At 64.6% G+C, this 17,574-nt stretch carries 18 protein-coding genes and 1 tRNA gene; 10 read left to right on the top strand and 9 right to left on the bottom strand.

Annotation, left to right across the window (positions count from 1 at the left end):
- Positions 1 to 60 precede the first annotated feature (60 nt).
- The gene (locus FHR95_RS08975) at positions 61 to 2,256 is read left to right on the top strand and encodes a TonB-dependent siderophore receptor (RefSeq protein WP_183314160.1); all 2,196 of its coding nucleotides are present in this window, start codon (positions 61 to 63) and stop codon (positions 2,254 to 2,256) included.
- 75 nt (positions 2,257 to 2,331) lie between these two features.
- On the opposite strand, the gene fhuF is transcribed toward FHR95_RS08975, so the two are convergent.
- Positions 2,332 to 3,072 (bottom strand): siderophore-iron reductase FhuF, encoded by a 741-nt coding sequence (gene fhuF, locus FHR95_RS08970; protein WP_183314159.1) that lies wholly within the window; start codon positions 3,070 to 3,072, stop codon positions 2,332 to 2,334.
- Between the two features lie 145 nt (positions 3,073 to 3,217).
- Here fhuF and FHR95_RS08965 point away from each other — a divergent pair, with 145 nt between their 5' ends.
- On the top strand, positions 3,218 to 4,261 hold the full coding sequence (locus FHR95_RS08965) for a hypothetical protein (protein WP_183314158.1): 1,044 nt from the start codon (positions 3,218 to 3,220) through the stop codon (positions 4,259 to 4,261).
- On the opposite strand, the gene FHR95_RS08960 is transcribed toward FHR95_RS08965, so the two are convergent.
- Positions 4,231 to 4,524: a hypothetical protein gene (locus FHR95_RS08960; protein WP_183314157.1), complete on the bottom strand. Its 294-nt coding sequence runs from the start codon at positions 4,522 to 4,524 to the stop codon at positions 4,231 to 4,233. The two genes, FHR95_RS08965 and FHR95_RS08960, sit on opposite strands and share 31 nt — an antisense overlap.
- Positions 4,525 to 4,566: 42 nt before the next feature.
- Here FHR95_RS08960 and FHR95_RS08955 point away from each other — a divergent pair.
- Positions 4,567 to 4,643: transfer RNA gene (locus tag FHR95_RS08955), tRNA-Ile, on the top strand.
- 364 nt (positions 4,644 to 5,007) lie between these two features.
- Here FHR95_RS08955 and FHR95_RS08945 read toward each other — a convergent pair.
- Positions 5,008 to 5,697, bottom strand: a complete 690-nt coding sequence (locus FHR95_RS08945; RefSeq protein WP_183314156.1) for a pirin family protein — start codon at positions 5,695 to 5,697, stop codon at positions 5,008 to 5,010.
- Positions 5,698 to 5,985: 288 nt separating this feature from the next.
- Here FHR95_RS08945 and FHR95_RS08940 point away from each other — a divergent pair, with 288 nt between their 5' ends.
- Together FHR95_RS08940 and FHR95_RS08935 are read left to right on the top strand one after the other, a co-directional pair.
- Positions 5,986 to 6,444, top strand: a complete 459-nt coding sequence (locus FHR95_RS08940; RefSeq protein ID WP_183314155.1) for an SRPBCC family protein — start codon at positions 5,986 to 5,988, stop codon at positions 6,442 to 6,444.
- Positions 6,445 to 6,477: 33 nt separating this feature from the next.
- Positions 6,478 to 6,933: a PAS domain-containing protein gene (locus FHR95_RS08935; RefSeq protein WP_183314154.1), complete on the top strand. Its 456-nt coding sequence runs from the start codon at positions 6,478 to 6,480 to the stop codon at positions 6,931 to 6,933.
- Positions 6,934 to 7,084: 151 nt separating this feature from the next.
- On the opposite strand, the gene FHR95_RS08930 is transcribed toward FHR95_RS08935, so the two are convergent.
- The gene (locus tag FHR95_RS08930) at positions 7,085 to 7,252 is read right to left on the bottom strand and encodes a hypothetical protein (protein ID WP_183314153.1); all 168 of its coding nucleotides are present in this window, start codon (positions 7,250 to 7,252) and stop codon (positions 7,085 to 7,087) included.
- Between the two features lie 158 nt (positions 7,253 to 7,410).
- Between FHR95_RS08930 and FHR95_RS08925 the strand changes: the two genes are divergently transcribed.
- Positions 7,411 to 8,313 (top strand): LysR family transcriptional regulator, encoded by a 903-nt coding sequence (locus FHR95_RS08925; protein ID WP_183314152.1) that lies wholly within the window; start codon positions 7,411 to 7,413, stop codon positions 8,311 to 8,313.
- Between the two features lie 42 nt (positions 8,314 to 8,355).
- Here FHR95_RS08925 and FHR95_RS08920 read toward each other — a convergent pair whose 3' ends face one another.
- A complete protein-coding gene (locus tag FHR95_RS08920; RefSeq protein ID WP_040185644.1) occupies positions 8,356 to 8,673 on the bottom strand; it encodes a monooxygenase in 318 nt (105 codons plus the stop codon).
- A 261-nt stretch (positions 8,674 to 8,934) separates the two neighbouring features.
- On the opposite strand from FHR95_RS08920, the gene FHR95_RS08915 reads away from it, so the two are divergent.
- A complete protein-coding gene (locus FHR95_RS08915) occupies positions 8,935 to 10,104 on the top strand; it encodes an alpha-hydroxy acid oxidase (RefSeq protein ID WP_183314151.1) in 1,170 nt (389 codons plus the stop codon).
- 24 nt (positions 10,105 to 10,128) lie between these two features.
- Here the strand turns inward: FHR95_RS08915 and FHR95_RS08910 are convergent, their stop codons facing one another.
- The 3 genes from FHR95_RS08910 to ggt all read right to left on the bottom strand — a co-directional run bounded on the left by FHR95_RS08910 (position 10,129) and on the right by ggt (position 12,808).
- Complete coding sequence (locus tag FHR95_RS08910; RefSeq protein WP_183314150.1) at positions 10,129 to 10,602, bottom strand: DUF427 domain-containing protein; 474 nt, start codon at positions 10,600 to 10,602, stop codon at positions 10,129 to 10,131.
- Positions 10,603 to 10,609: 7 nt separating this feature from the next.
- Positions 10,610 to 10,999, bottom strand: coding sequence for a DUF4149 domain-containing protein (locus tag FHR95_RS08905; RefSeq protein ID WP_183314149.1), 390 nt, complete (start codon positions 10,997 to 10,999; stop codon positions 10,610 to 10,612).
- A 69-nt stretch (positions 11,000 to 11,068) separates the two neighbouring features.
- On the bottom strand, positions 11,069 to 12,808 hold the full coding sequence (gene ggt, locus FHR95_RS08900; protein ID WP_183314148.1) for a gamma-glutamyltransferase: 1,740 nt from the start codon (positions 12,806 to 12,808) through the stop codon (positions 11,069 to 11,071).
- Positions 12,809 to 13,059: 251 nt separating this feature from the next.
- Here ggt and FHR95_RS08895 point away from each other — a divergent pair, with 251 nt between their 5' ends.
- Positions 13,060 to 14,280, top strand: a complete 1,221-nt coding sequence (locus FHR95_RS08895) for an RNA-guided endonuclease InsQ/TnpB family protein (protein ID WP_183314147.1) — start codon at positions 13,060 to 13,062, stop codon at positions 14,278 to 14,280.
- Here FHR95_RS08895 and FHR95_RS08890 read toward each other — a convergent pair.
- A complete protein-coding gene (locus FHR95_RS08890) occupies positions 14,266 to 15,471 on the bottom strand; it encodes a PAS domain-containing protein (protein WP_183314146.1) in 1,206 nt (401 codons plus the stop codon). The two genes, FHR95_RS08895 and FHR95_RS08890, sit on opposite strands and share 15 nt — an antisense overlap.
- Positions 15,472 to 15,873: 402 nt before the next feature.
- Between FHR95_RS08890 and FHR95_RS08885 the strand changes: the two genes are divergently transcribed.
- Positions 15,874 to 16,365 carry a molybdopterin-dependent oxidoreductase gene (locus FHR95_RS08885; RefSeq protein ID WP_040185649.1) on the top strand — a complete coding sequence of 164 codons (492 nt, stop codon included), beginning with the start codon at positions 15,874 to 15,876 and terminating at the stop codon, positions 16,363 to 16,365.
- Positions 16,362 to 17,564 carry a GGDEF domain-containing protein gene (locus FHR95_RS08880; RefSeq protein WP_183314145.1) on the top strand — a complete coding sequence of 401 codons (1,203 nt, stop codon included), beginning with the start codon at positions 16,362 to 16,364 and terminating at the stop codon, positions 17,562 to 17,564. The genes FHR95_RS08885 and FHR95_RS08880 overlap by 4 nt, the downstream gene beginning before the upstream one ends.
- Positions 17,565 to 17,574: the final 10 nt, after the last annotated feature.

Raw genomic sequence — 17,574 nt, 5'->3', positions numbered from 1 at the left:
GTAATGCGAGTTATTATCATGCGCGTTTCCGATAGATAAGAACCAGAGGCCTATTCATCCATGTGTCATCCCGATTCCCTCTCCAGCAGGATCGATCCGCTTGCCCAGGCCGTGCGCCGGGCGCTGGGACTCGCCACTGCCGGTGCCTTCGTCGTGCTCTCGCCTGCCTCGTTTGCCCAGGAGGCCGAGCCCGCCCAGGCTCTCGAAACGGTGACTGTCGAGGCGGAGGCGCTGTCGATCATCACCGAAGGCACGGAGCGGTACCGGGTGCCGCTCACCAGTTCCGCTACGCGGCTCGACCTGACGCCCCGCGAGACGCCCCAGTCGGTCTCGACCGTGACGCGGGCCCAGATGGATGATTTCAACCTCGATACCACCAACGATGTCCTGGAGAGCACTCCTGGGGTCACGGTGGAGCGCCTCGAGACCGACCGCACCTATTACACGGCGCGGGGCTTCGAGATCTCCAACTTCCAGGTCGACGGCCTGCGCGTGCCGATGCCCTACAACAATGTGCATGGCGACATGGATACCGCGATCTACGATCGCGTAGAAGTGGTGCGGGGTGCGACCGGCCTGATGTCGGGCTCGGGCAACCCCGCGGCGACGGTCAACTTCGTGCGCAAGCGGCCCACCTATGAGCCCCAGGCCTCGGTCTCGGCGAGCGTCGGCTCCTGGGAGCAGCGGCGCCTGGAGGCCGATGTCGCCGGGCCGCTGGATGACGCCGGGCGCCTTCGCGGGCGCCTGGTGGCGGCGGGGATGGAGAGTGACTCCTATCTCGACCGGCTGAGCCGCGAGCGCGGGCTGCTCTACGGCGTGCTGGAGGCCGATGTCACCGACAGCACTCTGGTGACCCTGGGCCACACCTGGCAGCAGAACAATACCGACGGCAACATGTGGGGCTCGCTGCCGCTTTATGATTCGGCCGGCGACCCCACCGGCTACGACGTCGAGACCTCCTCGGCGCCCGACTGGTCCTACTGGGACGTGGAGACCCGCCGCAGCTTCCTCGAAGTGCAGCAGGAGCTCGGCGAGCGCTGGTCGCTGAAGGGCACGCTGACTCACCTGGACATGCTCTCCGACACCCAGCTGTTCTATATCTACGGCACGCCCGATGCGTCGAACGGGCGCATTTCGGACGATCAGCTGACGCTCAGCCGCTACGACCGCCACCTCGAGCAGTGGGTGGCCGACCTGCATGCCAAGGGCGACGTCGAGGCCTTTGGCCGCACCCATCAGCTGGTGGTGGGCACGGACTGGAGCCAGAGCCGCAACCAGCAGCTGTCTCGCTATCCGACGGCAGACTTCGATGCCGGAGGACAGGGGCTGCCGCCACTGGACGACTGGAACGGTGATTACCCCGAGCCCGATGCCTGGGTGGCCTATCCCACCACCCTGGGCGATGCCACGGTCAAGGAGCGTAGCCTCTATGGCGCGGCCAAGCTGGATCTCGCCGAGCGCTGGACCGCGGTGGCGGGCGCCCGGCTGAGCTGGGCCGACGCGGTTGGTGAGCAGTACGGCAGTTCCCAGGAGACCGACGTTGACAACGAGTTGACGCCTTATGCCGGCTTGATCTACGACGTTACCGACTGGACCTCGCTCTACGCCAGCTACACTGAGATCTTCGATCCCCAGACCGAGATCAATCGCAACGGCGACTTCCTCGATCCCGTGGAAGGAGCGAGCTACGAACTCGGCTTCAAGGCCAGCGTGTTCGATGGCGCTGCCGACGCGTCGCTGGCGCTGTTTCGCACCGAGCAGGACAACCTCGCTCAGCCGGCGGGTACCCGGCCGGATGGCACCGCCATCTACAAGGGCGGCGACGGCATCACCAGCGAGGGCGTCGAGGTCACGCTTGCCGGCGAGCTGGCGCCCGGCTGGCAGGCCAGTGTCGGTTATACCTATCTCGAGATTGAAGACGCCGACGGCGAGGCGACCAATACCTATATTCCGCGCCACCTGGTACGCGCCACCACCAGCTATCGTCCGGCCGCCCTCGATGCGCTCAAGGTGGGGGCACGACTTCGCTGGCAGGATGATATCGAGCGCGATCGCGACTTCGCTGAAGGCAAGACCCGTCAGGAGGGCTATGCCCTGGTCGATCTGATGGCAAGCTACGACTTCAGCGACAATCTCACCGGTTCATTGAACCTCAACAACGTCACCGATGAGGCGTACCTGACCAGCCTCAAGTGGGATCAGGCCTTCCGCGGCGCCCCGCGCCATGTTATGGCCAACCTGACCTGGCGCTACTGAGTCTTTCCCCGCCGCAAGGCATGCCACACAGGGCCCACCCCATTGCCGGGGTGGGTCCTTTCGTTGTTGAGGCGGTCAGCGCGTCTTGGCGGCGCGAGACCTGTTAGGGCAATCCAGCGGGCAGTTGCCGCACACCCCCAGCTCGTCGATCAGGTAGCGGATGCAGCACAGTCGACGCACCCGCCGCGGGGTGCCGTTATCGTTCTCGACGTAGCGCACCGGGTGATAGAGCGGGTTGCGACGGCCGTCGGGAAGGGTACGACGCGTCATCAGCGCCTTGGCGGGCTCACCGGCGTCCGGCCCGGCCATGGGATGCTCGGCCAGGGCGCCGGCGAAGTATTCGACGTAGTTGCCGGCGTTGCTCCAGAACACCTTGGGCGAGGCACCGGATACCGCGGCCAGGGCCTCGATCAGCGGCGCCAGGTGGCCGTCGAGCAGGGTGGTGAAGCGTGCAGAAGGATCGAAAGCGGCCAGGGGGCGGCCGGCATGGCGCAGTACCAGGCCGGTGGTCTGCCCCTCGGCTGATTGCTGGAGATGGAGCGCGTCCAGGCTCAACGGCAGGTCGCGCTCGAGCAGCAGGTTGGCGGCTAGACCATGGGCCGCCAGAACGCTGAAGTGCCACTTGGACCACAGCGAGGCCACTGCTCGACGGTCGCCATGATCGTACTGGGCGCCGAAGCGCTCGAGCAGCGCCGCCAGGCGCGCCGGGTCGAGCAGCTCATGGGCCGGCATGCCCTCGTGCGTCATCGGCGCGATCGCCGGCGGGGCGAGGTGCTGCAGGGGGCCGACGTAGAGCCGGGCCAGGGAAGAGGGCATGGCGAGACCACCCGGTTCGCGGAAAGCGCCATTATACAAACAGTAATCATTATCAATAAAGGGCCGCGCAGCGGCTCCCGCGCGGTTCCCGGCGCGCGTTTCAGCGTAGTAGGGTGAGGCATCCATCCATCCGAAGGACGACGACATGGTGAATGCCAGGATCCTGCAGCAGGGAACCATCCACTGCTTTCCCGCCGGCCTCAAGGATGCCAAGGGGCGGCTGGCCAACGCCGAGGTCTCGGCGGTGGCCTTTGATGGCGAGCGCCTGCTGATGGCCAGCGACAAGCCGATTCCCGGCGAGGCGCGCTCGGCGGTATTTGCCGTGCCCCTCACCGCCGAGGGCCCCGACGACAGCCGGCTGACCTACTTCACCCAGCCGCTGGTCAAGCAGGCCGAGAAGTACGAGGACTTCGCGCTGACCGCCGATGGCCGCCACGTGCTGGCGACCACCGGCTTCGATCGTATCGACGACGAGAGCCACGCGCTCAACGACTACAACCACCTGCTAATCTGGCCGCTGGGCGAGCCGGACCGGGTGCAGGTGGTGGACCCCGACCCGCGCGACGGCGTGGCGGGCTCGCTGGAACTTCGCGACAAGCTGAACGGCGCCATCGGCTTTCCCTATTACAAGATCGAGGGGCTCGCCGCGATCCCCGGTGAGCGGGGCGACGGCCTATTGCTGTTCGGCGCGCGCGAACAGGGCCAGGCCCACGATGACTTCGCCTACGTCAGCCGGGTGGTGGGCGCCCACTACGAGATCAGCGAGAGCGGCAACCTGGTGTTCCTCGATGCGTTGCGCGAGCACTATGCCTTCGATCCGGGCAAGCATCCCGAGGTGCGCTACGACTGCGGCCTCTCGAGCCTGGAGTACGACCCCTACCACGCGCGGCTCTACCTGCTGAATAGCTACGAGGTGGAAGAGGCCGGCGAGGAGCACATCGGCGGCTATCTGTGGGAGATCAGCCTGGCGGATTTTCGCGCCGGCAAGAGCCCGACCCTGGTGACCACCCCGGCAGGCCTGCCGCTGGAGTTCGAGCACAAGGCCGAGGGTCTGGCCGTGCTCGACCATGATCGCCTGTTCGTCGCCTATGACAATGACCGCCACCTGGGCCTGGGCAGCGTCGACGAGCGGGACGAGCGCCACGCCTGCGAGGCGCCCTACACGATCCTCGGCATCGACGCGACCTGACTCCCCTGGCTCAGCGCCGCAGCAACACGGCATCGAGATGCACCGGCGACCTCGTCGCCGATCTGCTGGTAGCCGAGCAGCAGCACCGAGCGCAGCGTGGGGTTGGCCATCAGTTCGCGGCCATCCAGCGCCACCCGCTCGGCGTTGGTGACCCGCACCCGGCCGGGCGTCTCGCGGGTCGTCACGCTGGCCAGGCAAGGACGTGCCGCGGCGAGAGAATCGGCCGGCCAAGGGCGGTCGACTATGGCCACCTCCATCGCCATTCGCTATCATACTGCGGCGCCGCTCGGCGCCTTCCGCTGCAAGGGCCTATAGCTCAGTTGGTTAGAGCAGAGGACTCATAATCCTTTGGTCGCTGGTTCGAGTCCAGCTGGGCCCACCAACCTTTCCTGAGCGAATGCTGTCTATCTGCTGATAGCTCCATCAGCCTTTTGGTGTACCAGTTGTCTTTGCTGCTGGTGATCATTAGACGCCAGCGTGCCCGCGTCATGCCGACATATAGCAAGCGTGCCTCCTGTGCCTGCTTCTCCTCGTTGTTGTTCAGCGCCCCGAGATCCCAGAGCAGCACAGGGTCACATTAATCGGTGACGCACAGTCATCGGCGACGTACCCCCTTCCTGGCCGCGCCTTCTCTCATGCCGATGTCACCGATATCGCCGCCTGGCCCAAGCAGCAGGGGTGATAGCCATGGGGGAGAACGGGGCACGCACCTCCGTTACCGCCCCCATTTCCACGCCGAATACCGTTCAGCCCAGGTCGAAGAGCAGGATCTCCGCGTCTTTCACGCCCACCGCCTCGATGGTCTCTCCTGGCTGGAAAGCGGCGGCATCGCCGGCCGAGAGCCGCTGTCCTTTGATCTCGGCCTCGCCGCGTACCACGTGCAGCCAGGCGTGGCGCACTGCAGGCGTAGGCGCTCGCTCGCCGGCTTCGAACAGCCCGGCGTAGAGGTTGACGTCCTGGTTCACGCTCACCGAGCCGTCGCGCCCGTCCTGGGATACCACCAGCCGCCATTGCCCCTGGCGCTGCTCCCCGGGAAAGGCCTTCTGCTCGTAGTCGGGGGCGATGCCCCGCTCTTGCGGCTCGATCCAGATCTGCAGGAAGTGCAGCTCACGGTCGGGGGTGTTGTTGAACTCGCTGTGCCGCACGCCGGTGCCGGCCGACATGCGTTGCACATCGCCAGGGCGCATGACCGCGCCGTTGCCCATGCTGTCGCGGTGAGCCATCTCGCCTTCCAGCACGTAGGAGAGGATCTCCATGTCCCGGTGGGGATGGGTGCCGAAGCCTTGGCCGCCCTGAACGCGATCCTCGTTGATCACCCGCAGCTTGCGAAAGCCCATGTGGTTCGGGTCGACGTAATCGGCAAACGAAAAGGTGTGGCGAGACTTCAGCCAGCCGTGATCGGCGTAGCCGCGCTCGTTGGCATGACGAATGATCATCGAAGTTTCCTCTATGGGGGGGCAGCATGGCAGTGCTTTCAAGGTATCCCACCTTCATGGCACCAACCACTGCCCGCTCCGTCAACGGCGCTGTTCCGTGCTCCATGCAGGCACCTGACGGAGTGAGCCGGCACGGGCTCGGGCAAATGATCCATGGAGCGTCCCCGGGAAAATGCTGCTATCGTCAAGCCTGGTCGTGTTGGCAGCCAGGCTCGATGACGTGTCTCTTACGCCTCTGCCCCAGCGTTGCGATCCCCGTCACCCGTCTCCATGGGAGTCGCTTGAACGATGGTAAAGTCCCAGTCCAGTACCCTGATTCGCTGCCCGGTGTCCGATGTGTTCGGCTTCGTGGTGACCGATTTCGTCCGCAATTATCCGCGCTGGTCGCCCGAGGTTCAGAAGCTGACGCCGCTGAGCAGCGGACCGCTGGCCGTCGGCTGGAAGGCCCGGCAGGTGCGAATCGATCAGGGGCGCCGCTCCGAGGCCGATTTCAAGGTCATCGCGCTCGAGCCCGAGCGCCGCGTGTGTTTCAAGGGCATCAAGGATCCATTCGAGATCAACTACTTCTTCGAACCGCAGCAGGGCCATACGCGGCTGACCTTCAGCTTCGAACTGGCAAAGCTGAACTTTGCCATGCGCCCGTTCGAAAAACTCATTCGTGTGGCGGTCAAGGATGCTACGGAGCGCGTCGTGCGCGACCTTCGCCTCCTGGCCGAGCGGGAACTCGGCCAAACGCCGACGGACTAATTCGTTTACCCAGCGCCCTTGGTTGGAGACACCATGTTATTCATTCCCGACAAAGACACCGGCATCATCCCGCATGTCCTGACACAGATTCTTGACACCTGCGTCAACGGCGTGACCCTCTCCGACCCGGATCAGCCGGACTCACCCATCGTCTATGCCAACAGCATCTTCGAGCAGCTGACGGGCTATAGTCAGGAGGAAATTCTGGGGCGCAATTGCCGTTTCCTGCAGGGCGAGGATCGCGACCAGCCGGCACTCGATGAAATTCGCGCGGCTCTGCGGGTGCATGAGCCCGTGGAGGTGACGCTGCGCAACTACCGCAAGGATGGCACGCTGTTTCACAACCGGCTGTCGATCCAGCCGCTGTGGGACGATTCGGGCAAGCTGATCTACTACCTCGGCGTGCAGTACGACGTCAGCGAACTCGTCAACGCCCGCATCGAGATCGCGCGTCTGGAGAACATCCTGAAGGCTTCTCCATCCGACTGACCTTTCCGCGCCGCGTCGCCACCGCGCCTTGATTCCCCAGCGTCCTGCCTATACCGGCGGCACGTCACTCGCGGCCACTATCCCTCCCAGTGGTTTTGCCTAATGGCCCGCCGGGCCTCCCGCTTGTCGGGCCCGGCGTTGGCGTCCTATCTCAACGTGAATTGTGATGAAGGTGCTGCCGCCAGGCGTGCAGCCGGTTCTCGATGGATGCCATCAGCCCGAGGGGTGGCATGGCCGGCATGCAGAACCTCGGCACGGGCGGACGAGTGGTGTGCTCTGCAGTGGCGTCGAGTTTCCGGGAATGGTCGAGATGACGCATGTCGTTGCCTCCTCTGGCCGATTGCCGATGACGGCGATCAATTGAGTCGAGGTTGGAGGATGTGTGTTGCGATGTCGTGAACAGCATGGTTGATGATCTTTGTTGAATCCAACGAAAAGGATTACATTGAGCTTTCAGAAATTCTGAAAGGTGTAGCCATGCCGTCTTCCGCTTCGGCGGCCCATTCGGGACCGCTGCCACTGCTGGATAACGAGGTGCTGAGGACCTTCGTGGCGATTGCCGAACGCGGCAGCTTTACCCGCGCCGCGCGACAGGTATCCCGTACGCCTTCGGCGTTGAGCATGCAGATCAAGCAGCTGGAAGAAACACTGGGACATAAGCTGTTTGTGCGCGAGGCGCGCCAGGTGCGGCTGACCCCGGAAGGTGAAGTGCTGCTGGGCTATGCGCGGCGCCTGCTCAAGCTCAACGAGGAGGCGGTGACGCGCTTCCTTGCTCCCCCGGTGGAGGGTACGGTCCGCTTTGGCACCCCCGACGACCAGGGGTCGCGCATCCTGCCCGAGGTACTGGCGCAATTCGCTCGGACGCACCCGGCGGTGCAGGTCGATGTCGTCGTGGGCGGCAGTGTGGAGATGCAGCGCCAGCTGGAGGCCGGCGAGCTCGACCTCATCCTGATGACGGCCGGTACCCCGGGGCAGACGGCGGATCAGGGCGAGGTGGTGCATAGCGAGCCGCTGGTCTGGGCCGGTCGCGACGGTGGTGTGGCGGCCTGGCGCTCGCCGCTGCCGGTGGCCCTGGCGAGTCAGGGATGGCCTTGGCGTGGCAGGGCGTTGGCCGCCCTCGACCATGCCGGCATCGCCTATCACATCGCCTATACCAGTGAGCACTGGGCCGGCCAGGAAGCCGCGATGCTCGCCGATATCGCCGTGGCGCCCTTTCCCGTCAGCCTGGTGAAGTTGCCACTGCGTCAAGTACCCCGCGAGGTCGGGTTGCCCGACCTGGGTGACTATCACGTCGTGCTGGTGCGCCGTGAAGGGGCGGGGGAGGCCAGCGAAGCGCTGGCCGGCCAGGTAATCAGGGCGTTTCGTGAGCAGCGCCCCTAGCGTGCTCGGTGCTTCGCTGATCCGCGGGTGACCCTGGCCGCATCAGCCCTCGGCGGGTGCCAGCGGCCCGCCATTGATCGCGGTCAGTGCCTCGTTGGTCTCCAGTATCTGCGCTTCTATGCCGCTGATGCCCATACCCTCCAGCCGAGCGGTATGCATGTGGCGGTAGGCCTCGGCATCCTGCCGCGTGGCGAACAGGTAAACGCCGCCGGCCAGCTGGCGCTCGGCGTCTTCCGTCCAGATCTTCCACACCAGGCCGGGCTCCTCGTTGATGGACTTCGCCAGCGGCGCGAGGGCATCGGCCATTTCGTCACCGAAGGGACCGGGGAAAGGGAAGTGCACCTGCAGTATCACGGCCATGGGGCCTCCTGGTGGAACGTTGCTGAAGGGTATCGGGATCTCGAGGGAGGCTGGAAGGGTTCTGTCCGCCTCCACGAGTATGCGGTCCATTCTGACAGATCGGCGCGCGGATGGTGGTGACACGACGGCTTTCAACGGCGGCTTGCGCAACAGATGGTAAAGTGGTCGACTCGGCTTCAACATCTGCCGCCGGTTTGATCAGCGGTCATTCGCAGGCGTGGGCGCAAAGCGCTTTGGGCATCCCGTCATTCTGGAGAGAACATGCCGGTCTACACCAATATCGAAGATATGCGGCGCCACTACGCACGGCGCACCCCGAAGATGTTCTACGACTACGCCGAATCCGGCAGCTGGACGGAGCAGACGTTTCGCGAAAACAGCAGTGACTTCCAGCACATCCACCTCAAGCAGCGGGTGGCCGTCGACATGGCCGGACGTACCACGCACAGCCAGATGATCGGCGAAGACGTGGCCATGCCGGTGGCGCTGGCACCGGTGGGGCTGACGGGCATGCAGTCTGCCGACGGTGAGATCAAGGCGGCGCGGGCGGCCGAGGCGTTTGGCGTGCCGTTCACGCTCTCGACCATGTCGATCTGCTCGATCGAGGACGTGGCCGCGCACACCACTCAGCCGTTCTGGTTTCAGGTCTACACCCTCAAGGACGACGACTTCATGCGTCGCCTGTTCGAGCGCGCCAAGGCCGCCAAGTGTTCCGCGGTGGTTGTCACGGTCGATCTGCAGGTGCTGGGCCAGCGCCACAAGGACATCAAGAACGGGCTATCCGCTCCCCCCAAGCTGACCGCGCGCTCGATCGCCAATATGGCCACCAAGATCCCCTGGGGGCTGGAAATGCTGGGCACCAAGCGCCGCTCGTTCGGCAACATCGTTGGCCACGCCAAAGGGGTGACCGATCCATCGTCACTCTCGACCTGGACGGCAGAGGCGTTTGATGTGTCGCTGGATTGGCAGCGCATCGCGCAGTTCAAGAAATGGTGGGGCGGGAAGCTGATCGTCAAGGGCATCATGACGCCGGAGGATGCGCGGCGAGCGGTGGAGGTCGGCGTCGATGCGATCATCGTCTCCAACCACGGCGGCCGCCAGCTGGACGGTGCCGTCAGCTCCATCCGCATGCTGCCCTCGATCATCGAGGCGGTGGGCGACCAGGTCGAGGTCCACTTCGATTCCGGGATTCGCTCCGGCCAGGATGCGCTGAAGGCCCTGGCGCTGGGCGCCAAGGGCACCTATATCGGCCGCGCCTTCACCTACGGCCTGGGCGCCGCCGGAGAGGCGGGCGTGACCAAGGCGCTCGAGATCATCCACAAGGAACTGGATACGACCATGGCCCTGTGCGGTGAGACCGACGTCAAGAACCTGGGCACGCACAACCTCTATGTGCCGCAGGGCTTTGCCGATCCTACCGTGAAGCTGTAGGTGCCAGCGGGTGGCCTCGGTTATTCACCAGTGCCGGGTGCCGGGGGCGCCCTTGACCTGCCCGCGCAGGTTGGGGGTGACCCACCCGCCGTAGAAATCTCCCGGCTGGGGAATCACCTCGATATCGCCGACCAGGCAGCGCTGCATGCTGGCGGCATAGAAGGCCAGGTAGCCGGCGATCGGTGCAAAGGCCCCGCTGGGGCGTTCGTAACACCAGGCGGCGCGTCGCGCGACATGTCGCTCGCCTTCCACATCGAAATAGCGCGCCACCCCTTTCCATTCGCAGAAGGTGGTGCCTGCGACCGGATGCAGCGGGGCCGTGACATCCTCCGGCGGGACGTAGTAGGTGGGCGCGTGATGGGTTTCCAGGACGCGATAGCCGCGCGTGGTATGGGCGATGCAGGCGTCGTCCAGGTAGATGCTCAATGGCTCGGCGACTGGTTCCAGCACGGCGGGGCGCGGGTACGCCTGAACGTTTTCTATCGGCAGTGATGTCATGTCGGTCTCACAGGAAGCGCACGAGTACGTAGGCATTGATGACGATGTGGGCGAGCCCGATACCCACCGACAGGCCGTGCAGCGCCTTGAAGCGCGCCGGATTGCCTGCGTCGGTGGCCCGGTTGATGGCCGGCATCAGCAGCTGTCGGGTGGGAATGATGGTGATCGCGATGAATGCCATCAGCAGCGACGAGACGCGGTCGAAGGGCCATAGCAGGGCGCTGGCAATCGCCGCCACGATCAGCACGAACAGGTAGAAATAGGGAAAGGCGCGGCGGATGGAAGCCCGCGCCACGTCGCTGGGCAAGGTCTTGAGCAGGAAGGCCGCAAACCCGAAAGAAAAGAGCACCGCGCCGCCGAACAGCAGCGCGGTGAACAAAAGAGCCGCCACCAGCATGGGTCGTGCCTCGCTTTCGTCAGGAGAAGAAGGCCCGCGCCCGGCTTTTCGGGTGCGGGCCGGTTGGGCCTAAAGGCCGAAGGCCGACGAGGTGGAGCGGCGCGGGTCGGCACCGCCATAGAACATGCCGTCCCGGATCGTGATCGACTGGGCGGCCCCCATGGCCGGTTCCAGGCTGATGGTATGGCCGCGCTCCCTCAGCAGCTCGAGCGTGTCGGGACTGAAGCCGGCCTCGACGCGAATCTCGTCGGGCAGCCACTGGTGGTGCATGCGGGGCGCGCTGACCGCGGATTGGATGTTCATGTCGTGGTCGATGACGTTCATCAGCACCTGCAGGGTGGTAGTGATGATGCGCGAGCCGCCGGGGCTGCCGGTGATGAGGAAATTCTTGCCATCACGCTTGACGATGGTGGGCGTCATCGACGAGAGCATGCGCTTGCCGGGTTCGACCTTGTTGGCCTCACCGCCGATCAGGCCATAGGCGTTGGGCACGCCGGGCTTGGCGGAAAAGTCGTCCATCTCGTTGTTGAGCAGAAAGCCCGCGCCATCGACCACGATGCCGGAGCCATAGCTGAAGTTGATGGTGTAGGTGTTGGACACCGCCAGCCCGTTTCCGTCGGCGATGGAGAAGTGCGTGGTCTCGTTGGACTCGTAGTCGAACGGGTTGCCGGGCGCAATCTCGCTGCTGGGCGTGGCCCGGTCGCCGATCTGGCTGCGCAATTCCGCGGCATAGGCCTCGGAGGTGAGGCCCGCGAGGGGGACGTCGACAAAGTCGGTGTCGCCGAGAAACCCCGACCGGTCGGCGTAGGCACGCTTCATCGCCTCGGCCATCAGATGCATGCTTTCCGCCGAGCCGAAGCCCAACTCACTGATGGGGTACTCCTCGAGGATGTTGAGTATCTGCACGATATGCACGCCACCGGAAGAGGGCGGGCTCATCGCGTAGATGTCGTGGCCCCGGTAGCGGCCGTGACTCGGCTCGCGAATAGCCGGTTCGTAGTTCGCCATGTCTTCCAGGCTGATCAGGCCGTCGTGCCGTTGCATCTCGGCAACGATCAACTCGGCGGTTTCTCCCTCGTAGAATTCCCGCGCCCCCTGCGCGGCAATGCGCTTGAGGGTGTTGGCGAGATCCGGCTGTCGGAAGATGTCGTTGACCTCATAGGCGCTGCCATCCGCCTTGAAGAACTTGGCCATGCTGGCGTCCCAGGCTTCGAAACGCTCTCGGGTGTCCTGCAAGCCCTGAACGAAGCGCGGGGGCACTGCAAAGCCTTCTTCGGCCAGGCGAATGGCGGGTTCCAGCGCGTCGGCCAGGCTCATGGTGCCGTATTGCTCCAGTGCCAGGGCCAAGCCGGCCACGGTGCCCGGCACGCCCGCAGCGAGGTGGGTAAAGCGCGAACGCTGGGGCACGGCATCGCCGTTCTCGTCCTGAAACATGGTCTCGAAGGCGGTCGCTGGAGCGGTCTCGCGGTAGTCGATGGCGACGACCTCGTCGCTGTTCTCATCGGAGATCAGCATGAAGCCACCTCCGCCGATATTGCCCGAGCGCGGCTGGGTCACCGCCAGGGCAAAACCCGCCACCACGGCGGCATCCACCGCGTTGCCGCCGTTGGCGAGCACGTCTTGGGCCACCTGAGAGGCAAGAAAGTGGCTGGTCGCCACCATGCCGCGAGCGCTCTCCTGGGGATGGAAACGCTCGCCCTCGAGAATGGCTTGCTGGGCGAACAGACTCGGCGTCATCAGCAGGCCGCCGGCCATCAGGCCCACGGCGAGCGCGTTGCGCGGATGTCGAATATCAAGCGTCGTCTTCATGCTGGGGGTTCCTTTCTTTTTGTGTAGAAGCAGGGGGCCGAGGCGCCCACCTCGTCCCGAGTTGGGCATGAACGGAGAGGTGGGCGGGATTTCCTGGCACGCCTTCACCTTAGCAAGCAGGTGAGTTCCCGCCAGTTCGTCTGAGCTGACCAAAAAGCGCGGCATGCCCCGTACTTCTAGTGCTGGGAAGGATAGCGCGGGCGCCGAAGGCGCCCTATAGTACTGGATGTATCGACAGTTCAAGGTACTTCATGCAACGCCTCCAAGCCTTCAAATTCGAACTGATGCCCAACGGGGAGCAAGTGCGCAAGATGCGCCAGTTCGCCGGCATGGCTCGGTTTGTGTTCAACCGGGGGCTGGCGTTGCAAAAGGAACGGTATGAAGCCGGTGAGAAGAAGCTGGGGTATGCGGCTTTGTGCAAAGCACTCACCGGCTGGCGCAACAGCGACGACACGCCGTGGCTCAAGGATGGGCCGATCCACCCCCTGCAGCAGTCTCTGAAGGATCTGGATCGTGCCTACGCCAACTTCTTCGCCAAGCGGGCCGATTTCCCGCGCTTCAAGAAGAAGGGGCTCCGCGACAGCTTTCGCTACCCCGATCCCAAGCAGATCAAGCTCGATCAGGGCAACCGTCGCCTCTATCTGCCTAAGCTGGGTTGGCTACGCTTTCGCAAGAGCCGTGAGGTGCTGGGGGCGGTCAAAAACGTCACCGTCAGCCCATCAGGTGGCCGCTGGTTCGTTTCGATCCAGACCGAGCGCGAGGTCACGGTGCCGGCGCCCACCGGCGGCGCCGTAGGCATCGACATGGGCGTGGCGCGGTTTGCCACGCTCTCCGATGGCAGCCATCTGGCGCCGCTCAACAGCGCCAAGAAACACCAGGTGGCGCTGCGCAAGGCGCAGCAGGCCATGAGCCGCAGGACAAAGTTCAGCAGCAACTGGAAGAAAGCCAAGGCCCGCGTCCAGAAAATCCAGGCTCGCATCGCCAATGCCCGGCGCGACTATCTGCACAAGGTTTCCGCCATGATCAGCCAAAACCACGCGCTCGTGGTGCTGGAAGACCTGCAGGTAGGCAACATGTCGCGCTCGGCCAGAGGCAGTGTCGAGCAGCCCGGCCGCCACATTCGTCGGAAGTCCGGTCTCAACCGCTCGATTCTCGACCAGGGCTGGTACGAGTTCCGGCGCCAACTCGACTACAAGCTGGCCTGGCGCGGGGCGCACCTGGTCGTCGTGCCGCCGCACAATACCAGCCGCACCTGCCCCGAGTGCGGCCATGTGGCGGTGGAGAATCGACCCAGCCAGGCCAGGTTTGTCTGCGTCGAATGCGGCTTCGCGGGCAACGCCGATCATGTTGGCGCCATGAATGTGTTAAGGGCAGGGCATGCCCGGTTAGCCTGTGAAGTGAGCGGTGCGGTAAGGCCGCCAGCAGCAGGAACCCACCGAAGCGACTCAGGGGCGGCTTCATGCCGCGCCTGAGCGCCGTAGGAATCCCCTTCCTTTCCGCCACAGGCGGCAGCTTCCCAAGAAGCTGAGGGAGGGGAGGACGTCAAGGATCGTCTGGCCTTCGTCGAAGACCCTGCGGTCATCGGCTCGCAGCCGTGCGGCCGTTTCGGTATCGAACAGCGCCTCGTCGCCCTGCCCGATGATCGCCTCGGCCGGATGCCCCAGCAGATCGCAGATGCGCTGGTTGACATAGGCGTAGCGCAGTTCCGGTGTCTTGATGAAGATAAACGCCTCCACGCTGTCGAGGATGCTGGCAAGGCGCTGTTCGCTGCTGGCCAGATCCCGGGTGCGTTCGGTGACTCGTCGGTGCAGCAGCAGGTTGCCGCCAAGTGCCAGCACCAGCACGCTTCCCAGGCCCGCCAGCCCCCACCAGAAGGCGTGGGGAACCCGTATGCCTTCCTGTTGGCGTAGGCCCCAGCGCTCGAGGATGGCGAAGTAGGCCGAGTCGGGATCGCTCTTCCAGGCGTTGAGCCTGGCATCGATGCGCTCGAGCACCTCGACCTGCTGGCCGGGCAGCGCCGCGAAGAAGAGTCGTACGGGCTGGAACATGATCGGTGTCGCCGATACGCCCGGCTCGGGAAGTCGCCAATCGCCATAATGACGGTTGACGATCACCGCATCGGCCAGCCCGCGGGATACCGCGTCGAAGGCGGCGCTCTGGGTACCGAAGCCCTGAAGGTCGATGGCGATGTCGAAGCCGTTTGCCAGCTGCTGCAGGTAGCGCTCCTGGATCGAACCATCCAGCACCGCCACGCGTTGGCCATCGAGGTCGACGGTGGCTTCGAGCCCCTTGCCGTCAGCCTGATAGACCCGTGACCAGCTGCGCAGCGCCGGTTCCCTGTGGAAGCTGAGACGCGTGGCGCGATCCTCGCTCCAGGCGACATCGGGCAGCAGGTCGAGCTCTCCCTGGTAGAGGCCTTCCAGGCAGTCGCGCCACTGGCACTCGACAACCTCGAGGTCCCAGTCTTCCTGCGCGGCGATGGCTTGTAGCATCTCGCCGAGGATGCCGTCCGGGGCCAGATTCTCGTCGAGCATCAGCTTGGGCGGGTTGTGGTAGATACCGACCCTCAGGGGCTGGTCTGCCTGGGCCAGGCCAGTGATCAACCAGGCGCAGAGCAGCAGGAAGTTGAAGCGCCCGCAGGGCGGGAAACCAGAAAGGGGCATCCGTTCTCCAGTCCGGGGTGTTTATGCCTCCCCTTAGAGCAGAGATCTCCCTAGCGCATAGATCCCCTTTATCGTAGAGATAATGCAAGACTCTGAAGCGTGTTTCCGGGATGGCGCTTTATCCGGATCATCGCACGCTGCGCTGGCGCTCAGCGGCCCTACAGGATTCGGCGGGCAAGCCGATATTGTGTCTCAAGCTTCACGGCATTCGGCGAAGAACCCCGGATGGTGAGGTGTCAGACATGCCGGGTTGGCGATACATTAGTGGTGGCGTGTCGCAAAATGTGGACACCAGCCAGGTCTTTCGGGATAGTTACGGCAAACTTGTCTGGCCCTCCTGGCGGGGCGAGACACTTCAATCAGCTGCTATCCTTCATCTTCCATCCCGTCAAGGGAGTTCTCATGCGTGTTCCTTCCTCTCTTCGCGTCTACCTCCTGGCCGGCTGTTTTTTCCTGCTGGCAATGATCGCCGGTAATGCCATGGCCGACGACGCCTCACCGGTGCTGACCCTGACCGAGGGCACCGAGTCCCGCGAATTGACCCTCGAGCAGATCGAAGCGCCGGGCCTTCATGCCGTGGAGATGCGCCATCCGGAAGGGCCGGAGGGTACCTTCTCAGGCGTCTGGCTGGATGACTTTCTTGCCGCTCAAGGTCTCGAGGAGGCGCCTCGCGTGCGCTTTACCGCCCTCGATGGTTACACGACCTTCCTGACCCCGGCGCAGCGGCGGGAGAAGCGCTACCTGCTGGTCACGCGCCTTGACGGCGAGCCCGTCAGCGAAGCATCTCTTGGGCCCTTGATGCTGGTGGTGCCCAAGGACGCCGAGGCCGCGCGAGAGGGCAGTGCACCGATGACCCGTTGGATCTGGGCGATCGGCGAGGTCAGTGTGAGATGACGGCGGCATCTACCCGAGGCCTGGGGCTGCGCCTGGTAATCGCCTTCACCTTGATCGCCACGCTCTGCGCCTTGGCGATCGGCTACTATGTTTCCCAGGCGCGCCAACAGGTGGGTGCCGACTACACTGCGCTGGTCACCGATGTGGTCAGGGCCCAGCAGGATCCCGCCGCCCTGCGCATCACGCTGGACAGCCTGGAGTTCAGCCAGGATCGCATTCACCTGGAGCAGCTGCATGACCTGTTAGGTCGGATTCCCCGGCGTATCGAGAGCATTCGCATGCAGCTTCGGCGCAGCGAGCTCGACCCCGCCAGCTATGGTGGGCTGCTGGACGAGCTGGCTCAGGTGGAGTCGCGGCTACCGGCGTTGGAGGCCGCGGTACATGCTGCCCAGGAGGGGCAGGGTGAGCCGGGCGACGATGAGATCCTGGCCCTGGGCATGGATGTCGAAGAGGGGCTGGCCTGGGCCTACAGCGAATTGAACGAGCTGCTTCATCAGGCGTCGGCGGAACAACGTCAGCTGATGGAGCGCCTGACGCTGGCCTTGGCGGTGCTCCTGCTCCTGCTGCTGTTGGCGATTGGCGCGGTGATGCGCATGCTGTTTCACCTGCATCGCCAGCGCGAGACCATGCGTCTGCAGAGCCGCACCGACGAGTTGACCGCTCTGGGCAACCGCCGCTGGCTGCGTGATGCCGCCGAGGAGGCGTTCGAACGGCGTCGACGCCACGGTACCGCGCTGAGCCTGATGCTACTGGACCTGGACCATTTCAAGCGGATCAATGACGCTTACGGCCACCCGGTCGGTGATGCGGTGCTGGCCGACTTTGCACGGGTCCTTCAGCGTGAGGTGCGGCGAGTCGACCGGGTGGCGCGGATGGGGGGCGAGGAGTTCGCGATCCTGATGCCCGACAGCCATCTCGCCGACGCCGAGGCTCTGGCCGAGCGAATCGTGCGCGCAACGCGTTCAATGCCGTTGCCCGGCCCGGCCGCCGAGCACCGGCTGACGGTGAGCATCGGGGCCGTAGAGGCAGAGGAGGATAACGGCTTCGACCACCTCTACAGCCGGGTCGACCAACGGCTCTACCGGGCCAAGACGGAAGGGCGCGATCGGATCGTGAGTGCTCGAGACGCTTCGACCGAGGCCTCCTCGAGCGATGCACACGCCCCAGACGGCGACCCAGGCAATACCGTTTGCCAGTGATCTGTTTGCC

Origin of the sequence: Halomonas fontilapidosi (assembly GCF_014192285.1) — a bacterium.
GTDB classification, from domain to species: Bacteria; Pseudomonadota; Gammaproteobacteria; order Pseudomonadales; family Halomonadaceae; genus Halomonas; species Halomonas fontilapidosi.
The sequence above is the reverse complement of the archived record's forward strand: the minus strand, read 5'-3'. Positions and strand labels throughout refer to the sequence as shown.

Bases quoted from the DNA above. Each gene is read 5' to 3' on its own strand.
- ggt (WP_183314148.1), bottom strand. From the start codon at position 12,808: ATGAAGACGACGCTTGATATTCGACATCCGCGCAACGCGCTCGCCGTG.
- FHR95_RS08910 (WP_183314150.1), bottom strand. From the start codon at position 10,602: ATGACATCACTGCCGATAGAAAACGTTCAGGCGTACCCGCGCCCCGCC.
- FHR95_RS08890 (WP_183314146.1), bottom strand. From the start codon at position 15,471: ATGCCCCTTTCTGGTTTCCCGCCCTGCGGGCGCTTCAACTTCCTGCTG.
- FHR95_RS08975 (WP_183314160.1), top strand. From the start codon at position 61: ATGTGTCATCCCGATTCCCTCTCCAGCAGGATCGATCCGCTTGCCCAG.
- FHR95_RS08940 (WP_183314155.1), top strand. From the start codon at position 5,986: ATGGTAAAGTCCCAGTCCAGTACCCTGATTCGCTGCCCGGTGTCCGAT.
- FHR95_RS08930 (WP_183314153.1), bottom strand. From the start codon at position 7,252: ATGCGTCATCTCGACCATTCCCGGAAACTCGACGCCACTGCAGAGCAC.
- FHR95_RS08960 (WP_183314157.1), bottom strand. From the start codon at position 4,524: ATGGCGATGGAGGTGGCCATAGTCGACCGCCCTTGGCCGGCCGATTCT.
- FHR95_RS08965 (WP_183314158.1), top strand. From the start codon at position 3,218: ATGGTGAATGCCAGGATCCTGCAGCAGGGAACCATCCACTGCTTTCCC.
- FHR95_RS08885 (WP_040185649.1), top strand. From the start codon at position 15,874: ATGCGTGTTCCTTCCTCTCTTCGCGTCTACCTCCTGGCCGGCTGTTTT.
- FHR95_RS08925 (WP_183314152.1), top strand. From the start codon at position 7,411: ATGCCGTCTTCCGCTTCGGCGGCCCATTCGGGACCGCTGCCACTGCTG.
- FHR95_RS08895 (WP_183314147.1), top strand. From the start codon at position 13,060: ATGCAACGCCTCCAAGCCTTCAAATTCGAACTGATGCCCAACGGGGAG.
- FHR95_RS08880 (WP_183314145.1), top strand. From the start codon at position 16,362: ATGACGGCGGCATCTACCCGAGGCCTGGGGCTGCGCCTGGTAATCGCC.
- FHR95_RS08945 (WP_183314156.1), bottom strand. From the start codon at position 5,697: ATGATCATTCGTCATGCCAACGAGCGCGGCTACGCCGATCACGGCTGG.
- FHR95_RS08935 (WP_183314154.1), top strand. From the start codon at position 6,478: ATGTTATTCATTCCCGACAAAGACACCGGCATCATCCCGCATGTCCTG.
- FHR95_RS08915 (WP_183314151.1), top strand. From the start codon at position 8,935: ATGCCGGTCTACACCAATATCGAAGATATGCGGCGCCACTACGCACGG.
- FHR95_RS08905 (WP_183314149.1), bottom strand. From the start codon at position 10,999: ATGCTGGTGGCGGCTCTTTTGTTCACCGCGCTGCTGTTCGGCGGCGCG.
- fhuF (WP_183314159.1), bottom strand. From the start codon at position 3,072: ATGCCCTCTTCCCTGGCCCGGCTCTACGTCGGCCCCCTGCAGCACCTC.
- FHR95_RS08920 (WP_040185644.1), bottom strand. From the start codon at position 8,673: ATGGCCGTGATACTGCAGGTGCACTTCCCTTTCCCCGGTCCCTTCGGT.